At 69.4% G+C, this 25,239-nt stretch carries 15 protein-coding genes and 2 pseudogenes; 9 read left to right on the top strand and 8 right to left on the bottom strand.

The features are described from left to right. Window positions 1–79 precede the first annotated feature (79 nt). Window positions 80–484, top strand: coding sequence for a PaaI family thioesterase (locus tag ACTWQR_RS14005; protein ID WP_443227348.1), 405 nt, complete (start codon window positions 80–82; stop codon window positions 482–484). Between the two features lie 28 nt (window positions 485–512). After that, the gene (locus tag ACTWQR_RS14000; protein WP_443227347.1) at window positions 513–1,157 is read left to right on the top strand and encodes a TetR/AcrR family transcriptional regulator; all 645 of its coding nucleotides are present in this window, start codon (window positions 513–515) and stop codon (window positions 1,155–1,157) included. On the opposite strand, the gene ACTWQR_RS13995 is transcribed toward ACTWQR_RS14000, so the two are convergent. Beyond that, window positions 1,112–1,504 carry a histidinol dehydrogenase gene (locus tag ACTWQR_RS13995; RefSeq protein ID WP_443227346.1) on the bottom strand — a complete coding sequence of 131 codons (393 nt, stop codon included), beginning with the start codon at window positions 1,502–1,504 and terminating at the stop codon, window positions 1,112–1,114. The two genes, ACTWQR_RS14000 and ACTWQR_RS13995, sit on opposite strands and share 46 nt — an antisense overlap. An 881-nt stretch (window positions 1,505–2,385) precedes the next feature. On the opposite strand from ACTWQR_RS13995, the pseudogene ACTWQR_RS13990 reads away from it, so the two are divergent. The 4 genes and pseudogenes from ACTWQR_RS13990 to ACTWQR_RS13975 form a co-directional block, all read left to right on the top strand. After that, window positions 2,386–2,583 (top strand): annotated as a pseudogene (locus tag ACTWQR_RS13990) (S-(hydroxymethyl)mycothiol dehydrogenase); the annotation flags it as partial. 145 nt (window positions 2,584–2,728) lie between these two features. Continuing rightward, a complete protein-coding gene (locus tag ACTWQR_RS13985) occupies window positions 2,729–10,846 on the top strand; it encodes a type I polyketide synthase (RefSeq protein ID WP_443227345.1) in 8,118 nt (2,705 codons plus the stop codon). Continuing rightward, the gene (locus ACTWQR_RS13980; RefSeq protein ID WP_443227344.1) at window positions 10,843–12,348 is read left to right on the top strand and encodes a tryptophan 7-halogenase; all 1,506 of its coding nucleotides are present in this window, start codon (window positions 10,843–10,845) and stop codon (window positions 12,346–12,348) included. The genes ACTWQR_RS13985 and ACTWQR_RS13980 overlap by 4 nt, the downstream gene beginning before the upstream one ends. A gap of 4 nt (window positions 12,349–12,352) precedes the next feature. After that, window positions 12,353–12,499: pseudogene (locus tag ACTWQR_RS13975) on the top strand (DUF1905 domain-containing protein); the annotation flags it as partial. A gap of 87 nt (window positions 12,500–12,586) precedes the next feature. On the opposite strand, the gene ACTWQR_RS13970 reads toward ACTWQR_RS13975, so the two are convergent. The 5 genes from ACTWQR_RS13970 to ACTWQR_RS13950 all read right to left on the bottom strand — a co-directional run bounded on the left by ACTWQR_RS13970 (window position 12,587) and on the right by ACTWQR_RS13950 (window position 19,115). Further along, on the bottom strand, window positions 12,587–14,401 hold the full coding sequence (locus ACTWQR_RS13970) for an ABC transporter ATP-binding protein (protein ID WP_443227343.1): 1,815 nt from the start codon (window positions 14,399–14,401) through the stop codon (window positions 12,587–12,589). 409 nt (window positions 14,402–14,810) lie between these two features. Beyond that, entirely contained in the window at window positions 14,811–16,001 is a 1,191-nt protein-coding gene (locus ACTWQR_RS13965; protein ID WP_443227342.1) for an ABC transporter ATP-binding protein, read from the bottom strand. 42 nt (window positions 16,002–16,043) lie between these two features. Beyond that, window positions 16,044–16,877 (bottom strand): carbohydrate ABC transporter permease, encoded by an 834-nt coding sequence (locus ACTWQR_RS13960; RefSeq protein WP_033328427.1) that lies wholly within the window; start codon window positions 16,875–16,877, stop codon window positions 16,044–16,046. Then, the gene (locus ACTWQR_RS13955; RefSeq protein WP_328766685.1) at window positions 16,877–17,836 is read right to left on the bottom strand and encodes a carbohydrate ABC transporter permease; all 960 of its coding nucleotides are present in this window, start codon (window positions 17,834–17,836) and stop codon (window positions 16,877–16,879) included. Before ACTWQR_RS13955 ends, ACTWQR_RS13960 begins: the two co-directional genes overlap by 1 nt. Window positions 17,837–17,906: 70 nt before the next feature. Then, window positions 17,907–19,115 (bottom strand): ABC transporter substrate-binding protein, encoded by a 1,209-nt coding sequence (locus ACTWQR_RS13950; protein ID WP_443227341.1) that lies wholly within the window; start codon window positions 19,113–19,115, stop codon window positions 17,907–17,909. A gap of 564 nt (window positions 19,116–19,679) precedes the next feature. Between ACTWQR_RS13950 and ACTWQR_RS13945 the strand changes: the two genes are divergently transcribed. Both ACTWQR_RS13945 and ACTWQR_RS13940 read left to right on the top strand, forming a co-directional pair. After that, window positions 19,680–20,099 (top strand): winged helix-turn-helix domain-containing protein, encoded by a 420-nt coding sequence (locus ACTWQR_RS13945; RefSeq protein ID WP_443227340.1) that lies wholly within the window; start codon window positions 19,680–19,682, stop codon window positions 20,097–20,099. A 787-nt stretch (window positions 20,100–20,886) separates the two neighbouring features. Continuing rightward, window positions 20,887–22,626, top strand: a complete 1,740-nt coding sequence (locus ACTWQR_RS13940; protein ID WP_443227339.1) for an AIPR family protein — start codon at window positions 20,887–20,889, stop codon at window positions 22,624–22,626. Window positions 22,627–23,059: 433 nt separating this feature from the next. Here the strand turns inward: ACTWQR_RS13940 and ACTWQR_RS13935 are convergent, their stop codons facing one another. After that, the gene (locus ACTWQR_RS13935; RefSeq protein WP_443227338.1) at window positions 23,060–23,512 is read right to left on the bottom strand and encodes a hypothetical protein; all 453 of its coding nucleotides are present in this window, start codon (window positions 23,510–23,512) and stop codon (window positions 23,060–23,062) included. An 81-nt stretch (window positions 23,513–23,593) separates the two neighbouring features. On the opposite strand from ACTWQR_RS13935, the gene ACTWQR_RS13930 reads away from it, so the two are divergent. Further along, the gene (locus tag ACTWQR_RS13930; protein WP_443227337.1) at window positions 23,594–24,712 is read left to right on the top strand and encodes a DUF4062 domain-containing protein; all 1,119 of its coding nucleotides are present in this window, start codon (window positions 23,594–23,596) and stop codon (window positions 24,710–24,712) included. A gap of 157 nt (window positions 24,713–24,869) precedes the next feature. Here the strand turns inward: ACTWQR_RS13930 and ACTWQR_RS13925 are convergent. Then, on the bottom strand, window positions 24,870–25,239 hold a 370-nt coding region (locus ACTWQR_RS13925), incomplete at its 5' end, for a transposase (RefSeq protein ID WP_443227336.1).

The following is a 25,239-nucleotide window of genomic DNA, read 5'->3' as shown; positions in this document are numbered from 1 at the left end:
CGGCCGGTCGGAAGTCCCGGGTTGACTGCCTGAGTTAACGTCGATAACTTATCGTCCTTAACTCAGATGGGAGCAGCCCGTGCCCACACTCGCAACCGAAGACGTCTACGCACTCGCGCCGTACGCCAAAACCCTCGGAGTCGTGTTCGACGAGATGACGGCAGCCGGCGTTCGAGCCACGCTGGCGCACGACCTCTCGCTCTCCACGGTGGGCGGCGGCCTCCATGGGGGCGCGTTGATGGGACTGGCCGATGTGAGCGGTGCCGTGTGCGCCGCCCTCAACGGTCCGGCCGGCGCCGCACCGGCCACCGTGGAGTCGACCACGCACTTCCTTCGGCCGGCGCACACAGACGTCGTCGCGACAGCTCGTCCCCTGCGTGTGGGTCGCAACACCGTCATCGAGGTCGACGTGCACGATACCGAAGGCGAACTGTGCGCCCGGGTGACCCAGGTCGTCACCGCCGTCAAACCGAAGACATCCTGATGCCGCTGTCGTCCGGAGGCCCCTTTCTGTGACCGGCTCCCGCGTTCGTGCCCCCAAGGGCCAGGGCGGCCTGCTCCGCGACCAGCTTCTCGACATCGCCGATCAGCTGCTCGAAGACGGTGGCGCCGACGCTCTTACGATTCGCGCGGTGGCGACAAGCGCGGGAGTCACCCCGCCGGCCGTCTACCTCCACTTCGCCTCGAAGAGGGAACTCGTCCACGCCACGTGCCTCCGTGTGTGGAGTTCACTGTTCGTCGAGTTGGAAGCAGTGTCCCGGGGGGGCCCGGATCCGGTGACGGCGCTCTACGAAACCTGCGTCGCCTACATCGCATTCGGGCTTCGCCATCCCTCCCAGTACCGACTGGTGATGGATGGCGAGGCCACCGAGGCCAGTCGCCAGAACGAGGACGCGTGTTTCCGCTACTTCCGGGACAAGGTCGCAGCCTGTGTCGATGCCGGAGTACCGGTGGAGAGCACCACCGAAACCGCCAGGCTGCTGTGTGCCGGCGTGCACGGCGCGGTTTGTCTCCTGATCCACCAGGAACGTGACGCATGGCCCCCGGACACCGCTCGCTATGCCACCCGGGCGGCGTCCTCAGCCGTGCACGGCGCTCTTCTCACCGCGTCTCACGCGTCCCGACCCTCGATGTCCGCCGTGATGCGGTCGGTCTGAACCAGGTTCGAAGACGGACTCTGGTTCTGGACGGCCCGCGGCGCCCAACTCAGCGGAGCCGCGCCGTACTTGGCCGCGCGCACATCATCCGAGCGAGCATGTCCCTCGAAGCGTTCCAGCCGGGACAGGCGACCGCGTGCCTCGCCCAGCATCGCGCTGCCGTCGAGGTTGCGGACCTCCTGGTAGGTGACCGTTTTCAGGAACTTGCCCACCCACAACCCGCCGGTGTAGCGGGCGGCGCCGAGGGTCGGCAACACCGAGTCGAAGAGGTCGGCGAGCCGGTAGGCGTCGAAGAGCGAATCGACCACGTGGACCTGGCCGTGGTTCTCCCACGCCGGTTCGGCCACGGCCCGAGTCGCCAGGGGCCGCCGCGTCGGCGTCCGGATCCGGCGAGTACTCCCCCAGATAGCGGCCCAATTGGGCGGCCGCCAGCAGATAGTTGTACCGGGGAGTCTCGGGGTAGTTCCCCGAGCGCAGCGAGCGGTCCCAGTCGCGCAGGAACCCCGACCAGTTCGTCGACAGCCCCGCAGTGATCTTGGTCCAGGTCCAGCAGCGGCATCCTCGCAAACCTCCGAGTAAAGGCGCCGATGAGCGGCGTGCTCAACCCCGAAGATCGGGAACGACCCACACGAAAAGGGCCCCCACAGGCTCTCGCCTGCGAAGACCCTTCACACTGTCGGGACGACAGGATTTGAACCTGCGACCCCTTGACCCCCAGCAATGCGGGCGATCTCGGTTTGAAGACTTGGACGGCCGTTGCGCACCGGAGGGCCCAGTCATTGCCCGTTGAAGCATGGTGATGCTCCTTCCGCTCCGGCGGGGCTTGTCCAACGCGCTTGGAGACAGTAACGCGCCGTAGTCGGCCGCCAGCCCCACACCCGCTTTCCGGTTCGCCTTCTCCCCGTCGACCAGCCGCGTGCGCATCCGCTTCTTCTTCGCCGCCGCCCTGGCGGTGTCCGGCCGCCCCAACACCCCCTCAGTTTGGCGATTTCATCAAGTAGTTCTGATCGGCCCTCTCCACGCTTCCGTTCCGAAATGGCAGGGGGAGGCCGCCTCCCGTCAGCAAGCCGATCGCCAACACAGCGGTCGCAGGGCGCACAGGCGGCGGCTACCTGCGACCCCGCCGAGGGCAAGGGCATCGGCCCCGGACCGCGACGAACCGTTCCCCCTCGCCGAGACCGTCATCCACGCCTGGGTGCACCACATGGAGGTCTTCGCCTTGACCCCCAGCGGCGGGTTCGGCGCGGACGTACTGATCGAGGCGGTGGCCGCCCGGAGACCTACAAGCAGGCCTTCTACGCCCGCGACCTGGCCGGCACGGTGGTCCGGGGGTCCCCCGGAGATGAAGCTCGAACTGCCCCTGCCCGATGTGTTCGGGCGCGGCGGCGCGCTGGAGTCGTCCTGGTGCGGCGACATCCTGCGCTCGGTGGTGGTGCTGTGAGTCGGTATGCCGCAACGCCGGTCGTCGAAACATTCGATCATCCGGCCGACCTGCCCCTACGCTCAATACCGTTGCTCTGCAAGGGGATTGACGGCGGCCGTGCTGCGGCACGTGCCGGAGGGGCGGGTACATGACGCGCGACGAGCTGATCCGGCCGTTGCCGGAACTGCTGAAGGCGCATGCCGAGAGGTCACCGTTGCGCGTGGCGTACGCCGACGACGCACGGGACGTCACCTACGCCGAGTTGGAGCGGCGCACCGGTCTGCTGGCCGCGCATCTCGCGGGGGCGGGTGTGCGGCGCGGGGACCGGGTCGCGATCTGCCTGGGCAACTGCGTGGAGATGGTGGAGAGCGTCCTCGCCACCGTCCGGGCGGCGGCGGTTGGCGTCCCTCTCAACCCCCGGTCCTCGGACGCCGAACTCGACCACTTCCTGGAGGACAGCGGGGCCTCGGTCGTCGTCACCGACCGCGCGCACCTCGCCCGGCTGCACCGCGCGGGTGCCGTGCCCGGCCGTATGCGCGTCCTGCTCACCGGTACGGATCCGGTCCCGTCGGACGCCCCCGAGGGCACGGTTCTCTTCGAGGAGGTGGCCGAGGCGGAGCCCGCCGTGCCGCCCCGGGACGACCTCGGGCTCGACGAGCCGGCCTGGATGCTCTACACCTCCGGCACCACGCACCGGCCCAAGGGTGTGCTGTCCACGCAGCGCGCGGCCCTGTGGTCGGTGGCTGCCTGTTACGCGCCGATCTTCGGGCTCTCGCCCGAGGACCGGCTGCTCTGGCCGCTCCCGTTGTTCCACAGCTTCGGGCACTCGCTGGCGATCCTGGGGGTCGCCGCGGTCGGCGCGAGCGCCCGGATCACCGGCGAACTGCTGCCGCCCGGGGGCCTGTTGAGGGAGTTGCGCACACCTCACGCATCCCTCGGCGGCTCCTACACCGTCCTGGCCGGGGTGCCCGCCGTCTACCACCAGTTGGTGGCGTCGGCAGCCGAGGACACTTCACCCCTGGCGGGTCTGCGGACGTGCGTCGTGGCCGGCGCCCCGAGTGCGCCGGCCCTGCGGCGGGCGGTGGAGGACCTTCTGGGGGCGCCGCTGCTCGACGCGTACGGCAGTACCGAGACCTGCGGGATGATCGCGGTGAACCGGCCGGACGGGCCGAGGGTCGACGGGTCCTGTGGGCCGCCGGTCCCGGGGATGGACGTACGGCTGGTCGATCCGGCCTCTGGCAACGATGTCGCGGACGGCGACGAGGGCGAGATCTGGGCGCGGGGTCCGAGTCTGATGACCGGCTACCACAACCAGGCCGAGGCGACGGCGGCCGCGCTGCGGGACGGCTGGTACCGCACCGGTGACCTGGGGCGGCGCGTCGCGCACGGCCATCTCACCCTTACCGGCCGGGTCAGCGAGCTGATCATCCGGGGCGGGGAGAACATCCACCCCACCGAGATCGAGCAGGCCCTGCTGCACTGTCCCGGCGTGCGGGACGCGGTGGTGGTGGGCAGGCCGCACGACGTCCTCGGTGAGGTCCCGGTGGCCTACGTCGTTCCGGGACCGGACGGGTTCGACCCGCGGCGGGTACTGGCCGCGTGCCGGGGGCGCCTGGCCGCGTACAAGCTGCCCGTCGAGATCCGCGAGATCGCGGCCGTCCCACGTACGGCGTCCGGCAAGATCGCCCGCCACGCGGTCCTGCCGGACCTGGCCCGCCCGGCGACCGAGGTCCGCCCCGCCTCCCCGACGGCGGCCGAGGGTGCCCTGCGCCGACGACTGCTCGCCCTCCCGCAAGAGGGGCGGGAACGCGCCCTGCGCGAGGCGGTGCTCGCGGAGACGGCCGGGGTGTGCGGTGAGGGACCGTACGAACGGCCCGACGCCGACCGCCCGTTCACCGATCTCGGGCTGACGTCCGCGGGAGCCGTCACGTTGATCGACCGGCTCGGCGAGGCGACCGGGCTGCGGCTCCCCTCGACGCTGATCTTCGACCACCCCACTCCGGCCGCCCTGAGCCGGCACGTGCACGACATTCTCTTCACCCCGGCGCCCACAGCTGTGCCGCACCTCGCCGCGGGAACGGGAGCGGACGACCCCGTGGTGATCGTCGCCATGGGCTGCCGTTACCCCGGCGACGTGCACTCCCCCGACGATCTGTGGCACCTGGTGACGGAGGGCCGGGACGCGATCTCGGGCTTCCCCGCCGACCGGGGCTGGGACCTGCCCGCCCTGTACGACCCGGACCCGGACCGGGTCGGCACGTCGTACACCCGCAGCGGCGGATTCCTGCACCGGGCCGCGGAGTTCGACGCGGGCCTGTTCGGGATATCGCCGCGCGAGGCGCTGGCCATGGACCCGCAGCAGCGGCTGCTGCTCGAGACCTCGTGGGAGGTCTGGGAGCGGGCGGGCATCGCCCCGGCGGCGCTGCGCGAGAGCGACACGGGTGTGTTCGTCGGTGTGATGCACGGCGACTACTCCGCCCGCCTGACCCGGAACGAGCTGGAGGCCCATCTGGCCCTGGGCTCGGCGGGCAGCGTGGCCTCCGGCCGGATCTCGTACGTGTACGGCCTGCGCGGGCCGTCGATCACGCTGGACACCGCGTGCTCGTCCTCGCTGGTGGCCCTGCACTGGGCGGCGCAGGCGTTGCGCTCCGGCGAGTGCTCCCTGGCCCTCGCCGGCGGCGTCACTGTGATGGCGACGCCCAAGCCGTTCACGGCCTTCAGCCGACAGCGCGCTCTCTCGCCCGACGGCCGCTGCAAGTCGTTCTCGGCCTCGGCGGACGGCACCGCCTGGGGCGAGGGCGCGGGACTGGTGCTGCTGGAGCGGCTGTCCGACGCCCGCCGCAACGGCCACCCGGTCCTGGCCGTGCTGCGCGGCTCCGCCGTCAACTCCGACGGCGCCTCCAACGGCCTGACGGCACCGAACGGCCAGGCCCAACAGCGCCTGATCACACGGGCGTTGGCCGACGCCGCACTCAGCGCGGACGACGTGGACGTGGTGGAGGCACACGGCACGGGCACCACGCTCGGCGACCCCGTCGAGGCGGGGGCCCTGCTGGCCACGTACGGACAGGGGCGGGCCGAGGACCGGCCACCGCTGTGGCTGGGCTCGGTCAAGTCCAACCTGGGGCACACCCAGGCGGCCGCCGGTGTCGCCGGGGTCATCAAGATGGTGCAGGCCATGCGGCACGAGCAGCTCCCGCGCACGCTGTACGCGGAGGAACCCACCCCGCACGTCGACTGGTCGGCAGGCCGGGTGGAACTGCTGGCCGAGTCCCGCCCCTGGCCGGTGACGGCCTCCCGGCCGCGCCGGGCCGGCGTGTCCGCCTTCGGCATCAGCGGAACCAACGCCCACGTGATCCTGGAGGAGGCCCCGCGGCCGCCCGACACCGGACCGAGCACCGCAGAGGTGCCGGTGCCCTGGCTGCTCTCCGGCGTCGATGAGGCCGCCCTGCGTTCCCAGGCCCGCCGTCTCGCCGTCCACTTGGCGGCCCGGCCCCACCTGTCGTCCACCGACGTCGGCTTCTCCCTGGCCGTGTCGAGGTCCCCGCTCGCCCACCGGGCGATGGTTCCGGCCGACGACCGGGCGCGGATGCTGACCGCGCTGGAGGCGCTCGCCGACGGCACGGGCGCGGAACGTGCCGTCGCCGATACCGGCGTCCGTACGGCCTTCCTGTTCACCGGCCAGGGCTCTCAACGTACCCGTATGGGTGCGGAGTTGCGTGCCGCCTTCCCCGCCTTCGGCTCGGCCTTCGACGAGGTCTGCCGGGCTCTGGACGGCCGCCTGGAACACCCTCTCGACGTGGTGCTGTCCGCGGAGCCGGGTGCGCCGGAGGCCGCCCTGCTCGACCGTACGGACTTCACCCAGGCCGGTCTGTTCGCGTTCGAGGTGGCGCTGTTCCGGCTGCTGGAGTCCTGGGGAGTGCGCGCCGACTTCCTGGCCGGGCACTCCGTGGGGGAACTGGCGGCGGCCCATGTCGCCGGAGTGCTGGACCTGGCCGACGCGGCGGAACTCGTCGCGGCCCGGGGCAGGTTGATGCACGCCCTGCCCGATGGCGGTGCGATGGTGGCGCTGCACGCGACGGAGGAGGAAGTTCTCGCCGTACTCCCCACGCTCGGCGACCAGGTGGCGATCGCCTCGGTCAACGGGCCACGCTCGGTGGTGATTTCGGGAGTGGAGGATGCGGTGCTGGCCGTGGCGGCGGTGTTCGAGGCGCGAGGTCGCAGGACCGTACGTCTGCGGGTCGGCCACGCCTTCCACTCGCCACTCGTGGAACCGATGCTCGACGACTTCCGCCGGGTCGCCGAGGGGCTGACCTTCCGGCCGCCGCGGATCCCGGTCGTCTCGGCCGTGTCGGGCCGCCCGGCCGAGGCCGGGGAACTGTGTTCACCGGAGTACTGGGTGAGGCACGCCCGTCTGCCGGTACGGTTCGCCGACGCCCTGCGATGGCTCGGGGACAACGGGGTGTCGGCGTTCCTGGAGATCGGCCCGGGTCCCGCGCTGACCGCCGCGGCCGAGGACTGTCTGACCGGCCCGGACGACGAGGGCCCCGCCCCGGTGTGTGCCGCCGCCACCCGCGGTGGCGATCCCGAACCGAAGACCCTGCTCGCCGCCGTGGCCCGGCTCCATGTGCGTGGAACGCGCGTCGCCTGGCCCGCCGTGTTCGCGGGCAGCGGTGCACGGCACGTGGACGACCTGCCGACGTACGCCTTCCAACGGCAGCGGTACTGGCTGGACGCGCCACGCAGCCCCGCCCCCGCCGTGGATCCGCGCGAACACCCGCTGCTGGGCCCGGCGTTCACCGTGCCGGACACCGACCGGACGGTGTTCTCCGGCCTGCTCTCCGCCACCACCCACCCGTGGCTCGCCGACCATGTGATCGGCGGGACGGCCCTGGTCCCCGCGACGGGCTTCGTGGAGATGGCCGTACGGGCGGGCGACGAGGTCGGCTGCGGCACGCTCGACGAACTCGTGGTCCTGGCCCCGCTGATCCTGCCCGCGGCCACGGGCGTTCGCGTCCAAGTCGTCGTGGGCCCGGCGGACGACTGCGGCCGACGCCCGGTCGACTGCTACGCCCGGCCCGCCACGGACGACTCCGAGCCCGGCTGGACCCGGCACGCCACAGGGCTCCTCGGCGGCACGGAGACCGCCCGGCCGGAGACGGAACCGGCGGTGTGGCCACCGCAGGACGCGACCGAGGTCGACCTCGCCCACGCGTACGACAGCCTCGCGGACGGCGGCCTCGCCTACGGCCCGGCCTTCCGGGGCGTACGCGCGGCCTGGCGGCGCGGCGACGAGATATTCGCGGAAGTCCGCCTGCCCGACGTCGAGTTGGGGCACGCCGACCGGTTCGGGATCCATCCGGCACTGCTGGACGCGGCCCTGCACGCCCCGCTCCTCACGGACTCGGCACCCGACTCCGACACGGTCCGGGTGCCCTTCGCGTGGAACGGCGTACGCCTGTGCGCGACGGGTGCGTCGGAGGTACGCGTACGGATCACTCCGAGCGGGACGGACGCGGTCTCGGTCACCCTGACCGACCCGTCGGGGCGCCCGGTGGCGCACGTGGACTCCTTGACCACGCGTGCACTCCCCGCCGAGACGGTCGAATCGGCGGCCGACGTCGTGCGCCGGGCCCTGTTGCGCCCCGAGTGGACCGCGGTCGAGGAATCGGAGGACGAGCGGCGGCCCGTGACCGGCGGACGCTGGGCGCTGGTGGGCCCGGACGAGCTGGATCTGCGCGGGTCGCTCCCCGACGTCGTGGGGACCGACGCACCCGAACCGGACACCGTCGTCGTCACGGCCGTCGACGGCGGCCCGGTGACGGATGCCGATCCACTGCCCGCCGTACACCGGCTGACCGGCAAGGTGCTCCGTACCCTCCAGGACTGGCAGGGCGACCCTCGGACGGCGGGCTCCCGGCTGTTGGTGGTGACGCGGGACGCGACCGCACCCGACCCGGATCCGGCCGGGGCTGCTGTGTGGGGGCTGGTGCGTGCGGCACAGGCGGAGCTGCCGGGGCGTGTCGTCCTCGTCGACGTGGACGGGCGGCCGGAATCGCTGCGGCTGCTCCCTGCGGCGGTGGCCGGCGATGAGAGTCAACTCTCTGTTCGTAACGGGCACTTGGCGGTGCCGCGCCTGATCGGCGTCGGCGACCTCTCCGCCAGGAGCGGCAGCTTCGGGCCGGACGGCACGGTCCTGATCACCGGCGGTACCGGCGCTCTGGGCGCGGAAGTCGCCCACCATCTCGTGGCCTCCCACGGCGTACGGCACCTGCTGCTCACCGGTCGGCAGGGGCCACAGGCGCCGAATGCCGAGGAACTGCGCGTCATGCTGGAGGAGTTGGGCGCCGAGGTGCGGATCGTGGCCTGTGACGCGGCCGACCGCGCCGCGCTCGCCGAGGTGATCAAGGGGTGCTCGCCCGCGCTGACCGCCGTGGTGCATGCGGCGGGGGTGCTGGACGACGGTGTCCTTGCCGCGCTGACACCCGAGCGGATGGCGGCGGTGCTGCGGCCGAAGGCGGACGCGGCCTGGCATCTGCACGAGCTGACCCGGGACCTGGACCTGTCGGCGTTCGTCCTGTTCTCCTCGGTCTCCGGCCTGCTGGGCCGCGCCGGCCAGGGCAACTACGCGGCGGCGAACGTCTTCCTGGACGCCCTGGCCCGGCACCGCTCCCGACTGGGGCTGCCCGCCGTGTCCTTGGCCTGGGGACCGTGGGAGCACGGGGCCGGCATGGCCGGTGGGGACGCAGGGGTCCCGAGCCGGACGGCTGGTGCACGTGCGGGTTCAGGTGTCCCGAACCGGGCGGCCGCTGATGTGCTCCGGGCGCTCTCCGTGGGGCAGGGCCTGGCCCTGTTCGACGCGGCGCTGCGCGCGGGCGAGCCCGTGCTGGCGCCGATCCTGCTGGACCGGGGGGCTCTCAGGTCTGCCCGGGGACCCCTGCCGCCGCTGCTGCGCGGACTGGTGCCGCCACGCAGGCCGGCCGCCGGAACCGGGGATGGTGCCGGTACCGACTCTTCGCCCGGTGCAGAGCAGCTCTCGGAGCCGGGTGCGTGGCGCAAGGTGCTGGCCGGGCTGCCCGCCGCCCAACGGGAGGACGCCCTCGCGGAGTTGATGAGCGCCGACGTGGCGGCGGTCCTCGGCTACCCGGATGCCGACGCGCTGCCTACCGGCAAGTCCTTCGCCGAGTTGGGCTTCGACTCCCTGATGGCGGTCCAGGTCCGCAACCGGCTGAGCATGGCCTTGCGGCTGAGGCTGTCCGCCGCCGTGGTGTTCGAGCACCCGACGGCCCGCGGGCTGGCCCGCCACGTACTCGGTCTGCTGGACGACCTGCCCGACGTCGCACCGGAACCGGAGCGCGCGCCTACGGACGACCGGCCGGCGCAGACGCTCTCCTCGCTCTACCGGCGGGTCTGTGAGGCCGGGCAGGTGGTCGCGGCGATGCACATGCTGGTCACGGCCTCCTGGGCGATGCCGACCTTCGGCCCTGACTCCGGCCGGGAGCACGCCCTGCCTCCGCTGCGGCGCGCCGACGGTTCCCCTGAGGGGCCGGTACTCGTCTTCCTCACCGGGTACCACCCGCCCTTCGCCGCGCCCAGTGGTGAATTCGCCGGATTCCACGCCCACTTCCAGGGCGAACTGGACGTCCTCGAACTCCCGCACCCCGGCATCGGAGCGGGCCGTGCCGTGCCGGCCGACCGGGACACGCTCGCCCGGACGCACGCGGAGACGGTGCTGCGGCACGTCGGCGACCGGCCCTTCGTGATCGTCGGCGTGAGCACCGGAGGCGCGGTCGCCCACGCGGTGACCCGGCGACTCGAAGCCATGGGGAGCCCGCCCGTCGGACAGGTGCTGCTCGACACGTACCTCATCAACGACGGCAACAGCGACAAGGACTGGCTGCTGTCCCTGCCCGCTGTGATCGCGCCGCGCCTGGGCGGGAACCAGTTCACCGGGGACGAGGACACCGGGGTGGCGGCGCTGGGCGCGTACACCCGCATGTTCCTGGACTGGGAGCCGGAGCCGGTCGCCACCCCCACCCTGCTGGTTCGGGCCACCCGGCCGACGCCCGCGATGGAGGCGGGCGCGGCCCCGGACGAGTGGCGGACCTCCTGGCCGCTGCCGCACACCCGTGTCGACGTCCCCGGCGACCACTTCTCGTTCATGCGGGAACACACCCGGACCACGGCGGCGGCCGTCCGCACCTGGATCAATTCCCTCGGCCGCACGGAGGCTCCGTCGGCGCCGACCGCAGGAGGAGAGCAGTGAACCCCGACCATGAGACCGGAGAGACCTGGGAGAGCGAGGAGTTCGACGTGATCGTCGTGGGCGGCGGCCCGGCCGGTTCGACCGCCGCCACGGCCGTCGCCCTGCGGGGCCACCGCGTCCTCCTGCTGGAGCAGCAGACGTTCCCCCGGTACCAGATCGGCGAGTCGCTGCTCCCGTCCACCGTGCACGGGGTGTGCCGCATCCTGGGCGTCGAGGAGGAGGTCGCGCGGGCGGGCTTCAAGCCGAAGCGCGGCGGGACCTTCCGTTGGGGCCGGAACCGGGACCCGTGGCAGTTCTCCTTCGCCCTGTCCCCGCGGCTGGCCGACCCGACCTCGTTCGCCTACCAGGTCGAGCGGTCCCGGTTCGACGCGATCCTGCTGGACAACGCCCGCCGGGTCGGCGTCGACGTACGGGAGAGCTGCCGGGTCAAGGGCGTACTCGCCGACGAGGAACGCGTCAGGGGCGTCAACTGGACGGGCCCCGCCGGGGAGATCCGCGAGGCCCGGGCCCGTTACGTCGTGGACGCGTCCGGCAACGGCAGCCGGATCCACGCCGAGGTCGGCGGCAGGCGGACGTACTCCGACTTCTTCCGGAACATCGCGGTGTTCGGCTACTTCGCCGGCGGCGCGCGGCTCCCGAAGCCGAACGACGGCAACATCTTCTGCGCCGCCTTCGACGAGGGCTGGCTCTGGTACATCCCGCTGAGGGACGACCTCACCAGCGTCGGAGCGGTGGTCGGCCGGGACAACGCCGCCGCGATCCAGCAGGACCCGGTGACGGCCTGGCGCGGGCTGATCGACTCCTGCCCGGAGGTCCGGGACCTCCTGCACGGGGTGCCGCAGGCCACCGAGGCGCCGTACGACCAGGTGCGGGTCCGCAAGGACTGGTCGTACTGGAAGTCACGGTTGTGGCGGCCCGGCATGGTGCTGGTCGGCGACGCGGCGTGCTTCGTCGACCCGGTGCTGTCCTCCGGAGTGCACCTCGCCACGTACGGCGCCCTGCTCGCGGCCCGCTCCATCAACAGCGGCCTCGCCGGAACGCTCGACGAGGGCCGCCTCTTCGACGAGTTCGAGGCCCGCTACCGGCACGAGTACGGCCTGTTCCACGAGTTCCTGGTCTCCTTCTACGACATGCATCAGGACGAACGGTCGTACTTCTGGAAGGCACGCAAGGTCACCCACGTCGACTCGACGGAACTGGAGGCGTTCGTCGACCTGGTGGGCGGACTGGCCTCCGGCGACACGTCCCTCGCCGGGCCCGGACAGGCGGGTGCCCGGCTGACGACCACCGCCTCGGAACTCGACCATGCCGTCGGCCGGCTCCCGGACTCCGACGGCCTGCGCAATCCGCTCTTCGAGTCCGCCTCGATCCGCCAGGTCTTCCAGGAGGGCACGGTCCTGCAGGAACGGGGCCTCTTCGGCGGCCCGTTGGAGGAGGAGACCCCGCTGCGCCCCGGCGGTCTGGTGGCCTCGGAGGACGGACTCACGTGGGTGGCCGAGTGAACCTTTGCGACCAGGCCGGGATGCGATCCCGGTCGAGGCCCGGATCGGCGGAATCGACTTCACCACCTCGCAGTTTCCGAAGGACCGCGTCTGCCTGTTGCCGCTCAGGAACGCCGTGCGCAAGCCGCGGGGCCCTGCGGCGGGCGACCACGTGACCGTGGAGATGACCGTGCTCCTCGGCACCTGGAGGGCTGGCGGCGGACGGCTGTTCGCCCTCGGCCAGCCCTCTGGCTCGTGTTCACAGCAGGTCGGCCCGGGCGGGGCTGTCGTCGAGGAAGCCGCCCGACTGATGCTGCCACAGCTTCGCGTAGGCGCCGTCCGACGCGAGCAGCTCCTGGTGCGTTCCCTGCTCGACGATCCGTCCGCGGTCGAGGACGACGAGCTGGTCCATGCCGGCGACGGTGCTCAGCCGGTGCGCCACCACGAGCGCCGTGCGCCCCTCCATGAGCCGCCACAGCGCTTCCTGGACGAGGAGTTCGCTCTCGGAGTCCAGCGCGCTGGTCGCCTCGTCGAGCAGCAGGATCGGCGCGTCGCGCAGGATCGCCCTGGCGAGGGCGACCCGTTGGCGCTGTCCGCCGGACAGCTTGATGCCACGCTCGCCCACCATGGTGTCGAAGCCGTGCGGCAGCGCGTCGGCGAACTCGGTGACGTGCGCGGCCTCGGCGGCGCGGCGGATCTCGGCGTCGGTGGCGTCCGGCCGGGCGAACGCGATGTTGTCCCGCAGCGTGCGGTGGAACATCGCCGGGTCCTGCGGCACATAGGCGATCAGGCTGCGCAGGTCGGCCTGGCGCAGCCTGCTGATGTCCTGACCGCCGATCAGGATCCGGCCGGCGTCGATGTCCGTCATCCGCAGCAGCAGCCGGCTGAGGGTGGTCTTGCCTCCGCCGGACCGGCCGACGAGACCGATCTTCGTCCCGCTGGGCACGGTCAGGTCGAGGCCCTTGAAGAGCGTCTCCGCTCCCGCGTGCGCGAACGTCACCTTGTCGAAGCAGACGTCGGCGCCGCGGGGCAGCAGCGGCTCCGGCGAGACGGGGTCGAGCACGGTCGGCGGGGTCAGCAGCAGTTCGGTGAACTGCGCGGCCTCCGTCATCGAGCTTTCAAGCCGCCGGTAGATCTGGTTGAACTCGAACATGATCCGGGTCGCGTTGGTGTAGTACGTGAAGGCGACCACGACCGCCTCCACGCCGTTCCCACCCCCGCCCAGCGTGACCGCGAGCAGCAGGCCCAGCACGTTGGTCAGCACGGACAAGGGCGCGACCAGCGTGTCGATGCGCAGGTTGCCGTAGTCCCACGACCGCAGTGAGAGCCGCCGTGACTCGGCGACGCGGGAGCGGTGTTCCGCGGCCTCACGTTCCTCGGCGGCGAACGCCCGGACCGTGTCCATGTTCATCAGGCTGTCGGCGACGTGACCCGACACCCGGGCGATCGCCGCCTCGCGCTGACCGACGAGCACCTGGCGGCGCCGGATGAGGGGCGCCACGCACAGCGCCGTCACCGCGATCATCACCAACAGCCCGACGACGAGGAGCGGTTCGTAGCGCCACAGGACCACCGCCCCGAACAGCAGCGGCACGAAGTTGGCCACGACGTTGAACGTCAGCGTGTCGACGAACTGCTCGAAGCGGGAGGCGAAGCTCAGCACCCGCTTGGTCAGCGACCCGGCGAAGTTGTCGTGGAAGAAGGCGGCGTCCTTGGCGAACAGTTCGTCCATGCCGATGATGTACAGGTGCTCGATGCCGAGGGCGTCGAGCCGGTTCAGGCAGTGCAGGCCGATGCGCCACAGCGTCTCCGCGAGCAGCATGACTCCGGCGAAACCGAGGACGTAGGGCAGCGCCGAGCCGACGGTGCTGCCGGCGTCGTCGGCGATACGGCCGACGAGCTTCGCGACGACCAGCGGCGCGATGTAGTAGAGGCCGATGTTGCCCAGCGCGGGCAGCAGCATGCCCGGCACCGTCAGCCGCCGGAGCCGGGCCAGTTCCCGTCCGTAATGACGAAGCGCGAGGAGCACCGGGCCCTTGCCCGGCGGGACCTCGCGCGATGCAGGCGATTCCATCCCCATCCCGTGTTGTCGTACGGCAGCCCGCCAAGTGCTTTCCAGCGGGCAGGTGCCGTGGTCTTCGCCCGCGCACGGCATCGGTTCGCGCGAGTGCATCCGCTCGGGAGTCCTCCGGCAGGAAGGACACACAGAGTGGCGCCCACGTCACTGTACGAATAGAGCGGACCGGGAACGGAGTGTCCCGCGACTGCGTACGCGGCGTCCAAGCATTTTTCTCGGCCGACCCGTGGGCAAAAGGGCCCCCACAGGCTCTCGCCTGCGAAGACCCTTCGCGCTGGCGGACGACAATGTGGTCGCTCAGGGCATCGGAATGAGGTGTCTCAGGACATCGGAATGACCTCGCGGGCAGGGTCGGGCGATGCCGACGAGGCGTCAGGTGATCACTGCTGTCGTCGTTCGTGCGTCGTCAGTCCGCCCTCACTGGATGCGTAAGGTTCGCTCCGGTCGCCGGGTCGAACACGTGGGCCTTGGCCATGGCGACCTGCAGCTCTACCGGTTCGCCCTCGCGGGCACGCGTGGCGGCGTCCAGGCGGGCCACGATTTGCTGCCCGGCCTGGGCGCCGGTGTCACGCAGCCCCGAGTCCGTGGCGAGCTCCTCCAGTTCAGTTGTCGTCGCGGGCCCGCCCTCCGCGGTGAAGTAGACGTACACATCGGAGCCCAGCGACTCCAGTACCTCCACGGTGGCGGTGAAGGCCGGGCCCTTCCGGTCCCGGTCGTGCGCCAGGGCCGCGTCCTCGAATGCCTCCGGTCGCAGCCCGATGATGACGTCGCGGGGCGCGTTCTGCCGTTCCAGTGCCTGCCTCATACGGTCGTCGAGGGGCAGATCGCCTACGGGAGAGCGCAGGACGCCGGCCTCCAGGGTGGCGTTCAGGAAGTTCATCGCCGGGGAGCCGATGAAGCCCGCGACGAAGATGTTGCGCGGGGAGTCGTACAGCTCGGCGGGTGCGCCGATCTGCTGGACCAGGCCCTGCCGCATGACCACGACCCGGTCGCCGAGCGTCATCGCCTCGGTCTGGTCGTGGGTGACGTACACGGTGGTCGTGCCGAGACTCCGCTGCAGCCGGGAGATCTGGGTACGCATCTGTACCCGGAGTTTGGCGTCCAGGTTGGAAAGCGGCTCGTCCATCAGGAACGCCTTGGGGTCACGGACGATCGCCCGCCCCATGGCCACCCGCTGGCGCTGGCCGCCCGAGAGGTTGGCGGGCTTGCGGTCCAGGTGCTCGGACAGATCGAGAATCTGGGCGGCTTCCTCCACCTTGGTGTTGATGGTGGCCTTGTCCACCTTGGCCAGGCGCAGCGGGAAGCCCATGTTCTCCCGGACGTTCATGTGCGGGTACAGGGCGTAGCTCTGGAACACCATGGCGACGTCGCGTTCCTTGGGAGCGAGGTCGTTGACGACTCGGTCTCCGATGCGCAGGGTGCCCTCTGTGATGTCCTCAAGTCCGGCGATCATGTTCAGGGTGGTGGACTTGCCGCATCCGGACGGACCGACCAGGATCACGAACTCGCCGTCGGCGATGTCGAGGTCCACGTCCTTCACGGCGAGGGCCCCGTCGGGAAAACGCTTGGTGACTCCCTCAAGGATGATCTCGGCCATGGGTGGTGCCTCCTTGCCTTCATGCCTTCCGGGTCGGCCCGTTCATCCCTTGACTGCCCCGGAGGTCAGTCCGGCGACGATCCGCCGCTGGAAGAACAGGACGAAAACGATGATCGGGATGGTGATGACCACAGCGGCGGCGGCGATCGACCCGGTGGGCTGCTGGAACTGCGAGCTCCCGGTGAAGAACGCGATCGCGGCGGGCACGGTGCGCGCGGACTCGGTGGAAGTCAGCGAGATCGCGAACAGGAAGTCGTTCCAGCAGAAGATGAACACGAGAATTGCGGTGGTGAACACGCCCGGCGCGGCCAGCGGCACGATGACCATCCGGAAGGCCTGTGCGGGTGTCGCCCCGTCGACCTTGGCGGCCTTTTCCAGATCCCAGGGGATCTCCCGGAAGAAAGCCGACAGGGTGTAGATCGCCAGCGGCAGGGAGAAGGTCATGTACGGGATGATCAGCCCGACCCAGGTGTCGAAGATCCCCACGATCCGCTCGATGTTGAACAGCGGTGACACCAGGGAGATCGGGGGGAACATGGCGATCAGCAGTGACATGCCGATGAGCACCCGCTTGCCGGGGAAGCGCAGCCTGGCCACCGCGTAGGCGGCCATGGTGCCCAGCGCGACCGCGATCACCGTGGCGATCAGGGCGATACCGATCGAGTTGATCAGTGCGCGGGTGAATTCGGAGGTGTCGAAGATGCCCCGGTAGTTCTCCAGGGTCCAGTCCCTGGGGATGTAGTTGCCGTCCGTGAGGGTGCTGGGATCCTTGAACGACAGCGCGGCGATCCACCACACCGGGAACAGGGCGTACAGCACCACCACCACGTTCATGACACCCCATCGGGCGGCATGTGTCTTTCCTACTGCGGCCATCAGCGCTTCACCTCCGCGCCCGGTGCGGCGGCGCCGAACAGTTTGACGAAGGTGAAGGCGATGATCGCGACGCAGATGAAGATCAGCACCGAGATCGCCGACCCGATGCCCAGGTTCAGCGCGGTGAACAGGTTGTCGTAGCCGAGGATCGACAAGGAGCCCGTGTCCTGGGCGCCGGCGGTCAGGATGTAGATGTTGTCGAAGATCCGGAACGCGTCCAGGGTGCGGAAGAGCAGTGCCACCAGGATGGCCGGTTTCATCAGCGGCAGCATGATCTTGGTGAAGCGCTGCCAGGCGGTGGCACCGTCCACCATGGCCGCCTTCAGGGTCTCCTCGGGCACCAGCGCGAGGCCCGCGAGCAGCAGCAGGGCCATGAACGGCGTCGTCTTCCACACCTCGGCGAGGATGATCAGCCACAGGGCGGGCCACTGCTCGGTCAGGGGGGCCTCTCCGCTGGGCAACAGCTCGGCGAGGTAGCCGAGCTCCGGGGTCCAGGCGTACTGCCAGGAGAAGGCGGCGACGACGGTGACGATCCCGTACGGGACGAGGACTGAGGTGCGTACGGTGCCGCGCCAGAAGATCGTGCGGTGCATCACCAGGGCGAGCCCCATGCCGAGGACCAGTTCGATCGCCACGGACACGGCGGTGATGAACAGCGTGACCCAGAAGGCGTCCCACCAGAACGGGGAGGACAGCACCGCCCCGTAGTTGCTCAGGCCCACGAACTCCGCCCGTCCGGGGAAGCGCAGGTCGTACCGCTGGAGGGACAGATAGACGGCGTACCCGATGGGGTAGGCGGTCACCGCGATCATGACGACGACGGCGGGCGCGCAGAGCAGCCAGCCGAGCCGCCGCTCCTGCCTGGCGCCCGCCGAGAGTGCCGCCCGGTCCGGCCCTGCCTGCTGCGTCTCCGCCTCGGGGGGCGGCGGAGCTCCGGCCGGTTGCGCCCGCGTGCTCATCTCGGGCCCTCCGAGGACGAGGCCCGAGCACCGCGGCGCCGGCTGACGGAGTCGTGCGGGAGGAGGTGGTTCACGGGATCACACCCTCGGATCGCAGGGCATCGTCGATCTGTTCCCTGATGGTGTCGATGGAGCTCTCCGGTGTGATCCCGGACGGCGGAGACAGCGTGTGGGAGACCGCGATCGACACGTTCTGGTAGGCCGGAGTGAGCGGGCGCACGCTCGCCGACTCCAGGGCGGCCAGCACTTCCCTGGAGAAGGGGTATTCCTTCATGAACGCGGGCTCGTCGTAGAGGGCGCGCAGGGTGGGCGGCAGACCGCCCTCGAGGGCGGCGGTGAGCTGGTTCTCCCGGTTGCGCAGGCACAGGGCCGCTTCGAAGGCCAGGTCGGGGTGGCGCGAGTAGGCGCTCACGGCCAGATCGATGCCGCCGATGGTGGGCCGCGCCGGGCGGTTCGCGTCGACCCGGGGGTACGGCGCCCAGCGGAAGTTCCTGAACAGTGCGGGGTTGTTCGCCTTCATCGACGGATAGACGAACGGGTAGTTGAGCTCGAACGCCGCCACCCCCGACTCCATGGCGAGGCGGTTCTGGTCCTCCATCTGGTTGGGCAGGGAGGGGTCCGCGGCCGGGGACTTCGCCAGATCACGCATGATCCCGGCGGCCCGCGCGGCAGGAGGACCGAGGGAGGGCTCGGTCGCGCTCGCGTTGAGGATGGAGCCGCCCGCACTGTTGATCAGCGTGTTGAACCAGACGGTCAGGCCCTCGTACTGGGCGCCCTGGATCTCCACGAAGTGCGGTTTGCCCTGCCGGGCCAGGGCGTCGGCCATGCCCAGCATCTCGGCCCAGGTCCTGGGTGGGGTGGGCACCAGGTCCTGGCGGTACCACAGCAGTTGGGTGTTGGTGTTGTACGGGACTGCGTACAGCTTGCCCTTCCAGGTCGAGGTCTGCAGCGGTACGCGCAGCGTGCCCTCGACAGCCTGCTGCTTCGCCGCCCCCGTCCATTCCCTGATCCAGCGCGCCTCGGCGAACTCCGCCGCCCAGGTGACGTCCAGGCCCAGGATGTCGAGCGAGTCGTCCTCGGCGGCGAGTCTGCGTACGAGCTGCTGGCGCTGGCCGTCCGCGGCACGCGGGAGCTTGTTGTAGCTGATCCTGTAGCGGCCGCCCGATGCCTGGCTGCACCGGTCGGCCGCCTTCTGGAGCGCACCGGAGTCGTCGGGGAAGTTGTACCAGTTGAGGACGGGTCTATCGGAGCCCTCGTCACTGCCACAAGCGGCGAGCACCGACGCCAGCAACGGCAGTACAGCGAACGCCCGCAGCCATCGCGTCCCTCTGGGACGTCCATTCTGACCCGAAACGGGCCGGCAGCCGCACCTCGCGTGCACGCGCTCCACACCTCGCTTCCGGACGGTGGCACGGGACTCGGACCTCGCAGCGCTTCCCTCCCGGCGAACACTAAAGGCTACATAAGGCACGATCAAGAACATATAGCACTTAATCACCCAACGCGGCCCCATCACTGGGGCCGACTCGGCGAACCTGCGGGCAGGGAATGGGGACGATCACTCCGGTTGAACTCGTGGAGTCCGCGCGTGTGACGGTTCTTGATCGTTGCGGTACGACGTCGTCATGCGGTACGCGCATGGGGGCGGGCTGACGCCCAGGGGGCAGGAGAAGCGGCAGAGGGTGCGCCTCGAGGCGACTGAGCGGTTCGCTCGTGGCGAGAAGACCGAGGCCGTTGCGAGGGATCGGGGCTCGCAGGGAATTAACTTGTGGGTTCTGAGACTTGACTTCGCAGGCCAACGCACCGATCGCCCGCATGTTGTTCTTCTGCGAGCCCTCTGCGGGTGACGGCGCTGTCGGTGCGGCGCTGTCGGCGGGCGTGGGAGCAGGGCGGTGCCGATGCGTTGCGTTCGGCGGGGCCGGCGTCGGTGGAGCGGCTGAGTCCTGCGCAGTGGGGGCGGCTGGAGCGGGAGTTACGGCGCGGTCCGCTCGCGCACGGCTTCGACGACGGGTTCCAGGGCTGGACGCTGAAGCGGGTCAAGCTGTTATCCGGCGGATGTTCCACGTCGGCTACACGATCCAGGGCGTTGTGGAAGCTGCTGCGGCGGCACGGCTGGAGTGCCCAGGTTCCCGTGCGGCGGGCCCTGGAGCGCGACGGGGAGGCGATCGAGGTTTGGAAGGCCGAGGTGTGGCCGCAGGTAAAAGAACCGCGGCCCACCTGGGCGCCCACATCTGCTTCGAGGACGAGACGGGCCAGAGGTTGAGGCCACCGAAGGGACGCACCTGGGCGCCGCCGAACAACAAGCTGGCCGACAGGCCCGGCTGAAGCAACTGCGACCACCACGCGACCACATCCAACGACTCCGCGAAGCCCTCAACCGGCTCCGCTCCCCCACCCCACCCGGCTCCTGCACCACCGCCAGCCAGTCCCGAACCCGGCCTGCGACCACAGTGCGACCACCAGCCCTCCAGGAAGGCGAAAAGCCGCCCTCCCGTAAACGAGAGAACGGCCTCCGACCTGCATCTAAGCTGGTCGGGACGACAGGATTTGAACCTGCGACCCCTTGACCCCCAGTCAGGTGGGGTCCGAGCGGCGTACGACGGGTCGTTCTTCGAGGTCAGTGTCGAGCGTACTCGGCCGAGTAAAGGAGTCTGTGAACTCAGGCCTCCGCCGGACCGCCTCGTCGCCTCACGCACCGCCTTTCACTGATCGAGGGGAGCTGTTGCGAGCTCCGTTGCCTCCATCGTCGCGCTTCGGCCAAGAGCCATCAAGTAGAAGCACCTACCGGGTCATTGCGCGCTGCGCCATCCGCTCGAGGCTCGGCGCAGGCAGCCTCCCGGTTGAACCGTCCACAGTCGATCGTCAGTCATCCCACAAGGCGACCGCGGCCTGTCCTTTCAACGCGGCCGTTTTCCGGTGCCAGCATGTTGCGCCCTCAGCTCCATGGAGATGTTTCCCGTCAACTCGCCTAAGTACGCGGGGTGTTCACCGTCGCACGAACCTGCCAACATCCTTTTGTCCGGGTTCTGATGGTGCGGTGGGGGTGTTGCATGACGTCGGTGCAGAACAACGACCAGCGGCTGCTGGACCGAATCCTGGAGGACCAGCACCGGAAGCTGGCGCCGGGCACGGGCAGGGACGACTTCTTCACGTTCTTCGCCGCCGACAAGGCCCTGCAGGACTGGGATCTCGATAACGACGAGATCGCAGACGGCATCGTGGACGGGGCCCACGACTGCGGCATCGACGGCATCTGGACCTTCGTGGATAAGCGCTACATCACCGCAGATGCCCATCAGTTCCTGTCGCCGCGGGCCGACAAGATCGAGCTGGTGATCCTGCAAGCCAAGAACAACTCGGGCTACCAGGAAACGGTCATCGAGAAGCTGCACTTCCATCTGCCGACGCTGCTGGACATGAACCGGGATGAGGAGGAGCTGGTCGCTCACACCAACGCCAAACTGCTGGACCGCACACGACGCTTCTTGCACGTCCTCGAGGAACTCGCCTCCTCCTTTCCCCAGGTCCGCATCAAGGTCATCTATGCCAACAAGTCAGCCGAGACCCCGCACCCCAACGTCAAGGCCAAGGGAGACCGGCTACGCAGGGAACTCGCGAAGATCACGTCCGACACCACGGCCGACCTCGAATACCTCAACGCTGCCGATCTTCGCGAACGAACCGCACGCGGCGCCAAGGCAGTCGCGCAGCTCGTGTTCACCGAAACCCCGATGAGCACCTCACTTGGTGAGGGCTACGTGTGCCTGGCCCGGCTGGACGAGTACTACCGCTTCATCACCTCCGACAACGAGGCGCTGCGACTGGAGCTGTTCGAGTCCAACGTGCGCGACTACGCCGGATCCACCGCGGTGAACAACGCCATCGGCCAGACTCTCAAGTCCGGTACTGGCGAGGACTTCTGGTGGTTCAACAACGGCGTCACCGTCGTCGCCGATGCCGCCCAGATCGCGGGCAAGAAGATCGTCATCAAGGAACCCCAGATCGTCAACGGACTGCAGACCAGCCACGAGATCTACAGCTACATTCAAAGCAGCGGCCAGCACCGCGACCGCTCACTCCTGGTCAAGATTGTGGTCGCGCCCGAATCTGGCACCGCCCGCGACCGCATCATCCGAGCCACCAACAGCCAGACCCAGCTGCCGGCCGGCGCCCTACGGGCCACCGAATCCATCCAGAAGGACATCGAGGAGAGCCTCACGCACGCTGGCAGCTACTACTACGAACGCCGCGCCGGCTACTACCGCAACCTCGGATTCCCTCTCGACCGCGTCGTCAGCATGGCCCGCATGGCGAGGGAGTTCACCGCCTTCGCCCTGCGCGAGCCACACACCGCGCTACGCCACTCGGACGCGCTGCTCCTGGACGACCAGCATTACGCCAAGATCTTCTCCACTCGCCAGGACCTCGACATCTACCGCCTCTGCCTCGACGTCCACACGCGACTGCGCGGCTTCCTCACCCAATATGCCGAAGACCGGCCGCTCCTGGGCGAAACCCTCGAGAACTGGCTCTACCCGCTGGCTGCCATGTCCGCCTACACCCTCACCCGGCTACGGCAGCCCAGCCCGCGGGACTTGCTCAACATCGACCTCGACCACCTCAGCGACGAGCTCATGTCCCGCATGACGGGCACCCTGGAGCAGAACTTCAAGAGCGCACTGCGCCAGAGCAAGGCCGGCGGCGTCGACCGCATCGCCCGCACCCCCGACTTCACCACCAAACTCCGCCAAGCCGTCGTCTCCCAAAGCCGCTACCACATCGAACGCTAGCGCTGTGACCGCGTCGTCGGTCGCACCACCTGCCACCAACCTCTGCCCAGGACACGCTTCGCGGCTTCGCCCCTGGTGGGCTCACGCCGGGCGGCCTGTGGAACGGAGTGTGAGCGATGACCATCTCTCTCTCCCCCCCCCCCCCCGCCGAGACCGACTTTCAGTGGGAGGACTCGACCACAACACGTCAATGGATCTCCTCCCCCCGGAGCCCGTGACGACACAGCCGAAGAGGGTGAAGACCATGGTGACTTGCAGTTCCTGCCCCCGGCGTACACGCTAACGTTGTGCGGGAGGAAGGCTTGCGCACGCGCTGTGCGGACTGTCCTCCCTGCGAAGCAGAAGCCAGGGCCGAGGCAGATTGCGAGCAGCGACCGGCCACGCGCGCAAAGGTGAACCCCCTTTTCGTGCCCGCTCCGTCCTTCGGGCAGCATCAGGCCACTGCCACACACACGCTGAGCAGGCACAGCCCATACAGAACGATGGCCAGGTGCAAAATCATCCACAAGCTATGAAGGCGGATGCGATGCAGTCGGGGAAATCGGCGGTAGTGCTCCGCCCTGGCACGCACCAGTCTTTCGTCAGACCCCAGCACTCCGCGGTCTACCAGATCTTGAGTCAAGGCCCGCGCCTGGCAGAGATGATAAGAGGCCCGCTCGTAATACTTGGACACAGCCACAGCCCCGTACCCTCCGGCCATGGCCACGAAGAGACACAAAGGCATGACGTAAGTCGAAAACTTTTGCTGGACAATTAGAGCACTCAACGCAGCCGTGATGACGAGCAGGAGGTTGGTGAGCGTCGAGCGTTGGACCTCGCACTGCCGTAGCTGTTCCCGGTGCTCCTTCCAATAGGCGCGTATCGCCTCTTCCGAGACTTCAGCCATGAAGCACCCCCGTATACCGCAGTCACCAGACATCCGGTTCCCTATCAACGGGGAACCCCTGAGCAGTGGAGACACCGTAGCGTGAGGATTTTCATCAGCAGTGTCCGCAAGGGGCTTGAGGAGGAGCGCGACGCCCTTGGCGGCCTCATTCGCGCTCTCGGGCACACCCCAGTCCAGTTCGAGGACTTCTCCGCGCAGACAACGCCCAGCCGGGAAGCCTGCCTGGCAGCTCTCGAGTCTGCAGATGTCTGCCTCTTCTTGCTCGGGCCGTCCTACGGTCACGTCTTCCCCGAGACAGGGCAGTCGGCCACGCACGACGAGTGGGTGGCAGCCCAAACAGCGGGCAAGCCCCGTCTGGTCTACCGCAAGCTGGGCGTCACGTTCGAGGACGATCAGCAGAATTTCGCTCGCATCGTGCAGGCCTACGCCACCGGAGTGTTCCGTGACTCCTTTCACGACACCGCCGAACTAATGACTAAAGTCGTGCGGAAGGTGAAGGAGTTGGAGTCAGGCCCGTCTCCACTGTCCTTCACGCCGTTGACGCAACCCGCTTCTTTGCGTTGGAGCCTCGACGACGCCCGTGACGGAGCCAGCGCTAGCGTCCCTCTGCTGGAAGTACATGTTCTTCCGGTGGGGTTCGCTGGCTACTCGGCCCGGGAACTAGAGCAGTTCGGCACATCGCTGGTGGACCGGATTCGCCGGACCGGGGCGGTCAAGAACGACGTTGCCCTGACGCCGTCCAGTTCCCAAGCGCATGCAGCCGTCAGCATCCCCGCCAGCCGACCCCGTGCGTGGGATGCCCCACAGCCCGGGGAACTGGTGGAAGTACGCTTGCACAAGACCGGCCAGATCTCCCTGCGGGCCACACTCCCCCGAGACGGCTTGGGTTCAATCCTGGATCACGACGCACTACCTCAGCAGATCACCGACCTGCTGAGGTTCACGGGCGCACTGGATCTGATCCAGCATGAGCCCATCGTCGTGGCAATCGGTGTGTCAAATCCCAGACTGACCCAGATCGACAGGTTCGACCCGCACCAGTCACGTACGCGTGCTGAACTCGGCGGCTACATGCGCTCATTCACGCTGCAAACCGAGCCGGACGAGTCCACCAACCTGGCCGCGCTGGACACCGGTGCCGGGGAAGTCGCAGGCATCCTCTCGCGAGCCCTGATCAAACAGCACCCCGCAGCCACCTAAGCCTCGATCCACCGATGTGGTCTGAGGGTGATCTTCTGGCTGAGGTCCGGGGGACGGCCGTTGGATTGGGCAGCCTGTAGCGGCTGGTCTGCCCAGCGTTTCCACGTGTTGGGTTCCGGTTGGGCCCTTGCGGGCGGGGTGGGCAGGGACGTTCGGGTCAGCCGGCTGGGCCGTGGACGGTGTCGAAGAGGTGTGTCCAGGCGTGCTGCCAGGGCCAGTTGTTCGGTAGGTGCAGGGTGATGCGCCGTGCGGAGCGGGCGGTCCGGGCGGGAACGTGGATCAGGTGGGCGCGGAGGGTGGCGGTGGTGGCCTTGGCGTGGAAGGCGGAGGTCAGAGCACCGGTGGCCCGCAGCAGGTTGTAGGTCATCGCCCACAGGGTCAGCCAGGCCGCGTTGGCGTGGAAGAACGGGTGGTAGCGCCAGACGGGGAACAGTTCGCCCTGTTCACCCACGACGGCGGGTTCGGCCAGGTCACGGACCCGGCGCACGATCAGCCGGGCCGTGACCCGTGCGCTCTTCTTGCGGCCG

Origin of the sequence: Streptomyces sp. 2A115 (genome assembly GCF_052245575.1) — a bacterium.
GTDB lineage: Bacteria > Actinomycetota > Actinomycetes > Streptomycetales > Streptomycetaceae > Streptomyces.
This window is presented reverse-complemented; position numbering and strand designations above follow the sequence as displayed.

Bases quoted from the DNA above. Each gene is read 5' to 3' on its own strand.
- ACTWQR_RS13940 (WP_443227339.1), top strand. From the start codon at position 20,887: ATGACGTCGGTGCAGAACAACGACCAGCGGCTGCTGGACCGAATCCTG.
- ACTWQR_RS13955 (WP_328766685.1), bottom strand. From the start codon at position 17,836: ATGAGCACGCGGGCGCAACCGGCCGGAGCTCCGCCGCCCCCCGAGGCG.
- ACTWQR_RS13960 (WP_033328427.1), bottom strand. From the start codon at position 16,877: ATGGCCGCAGTAGGAAAGACACATGCCGCCCGATGGGGTGTCATGAAC.
- ACTWQR_RS13970 (WP_443227343.1), bottom strand. From the start codon at position 14,401: ATGGAATCGCCTGCATCGCGCGAGGTCCCGCCGGGCAAGGGCCCGGTG.
- ACTWQR_RS13985 (WP_443227345.1), top strand. From the start codon at position 2,729: ATGACGCGCGACGAGCTGATCCGGCCGTTGCCGGAACTGCTGAAGGCG.
- ACTWQR_RS13965 (WP_443227342.1), bottom strand. From the start codon at position 16,001: ATGGCCGAGATCATCCTTGAGGGAGTCACCAAGCGTTTTCCCGACGGG.
- ACTWQR_RS13935 (WP_443227338.1), bottom strand. From the start codon at position 23,512: ATGGCTGAAGTCTCGGAAGAGGCGATACGCGCCTATTGGAAGGAGCAC.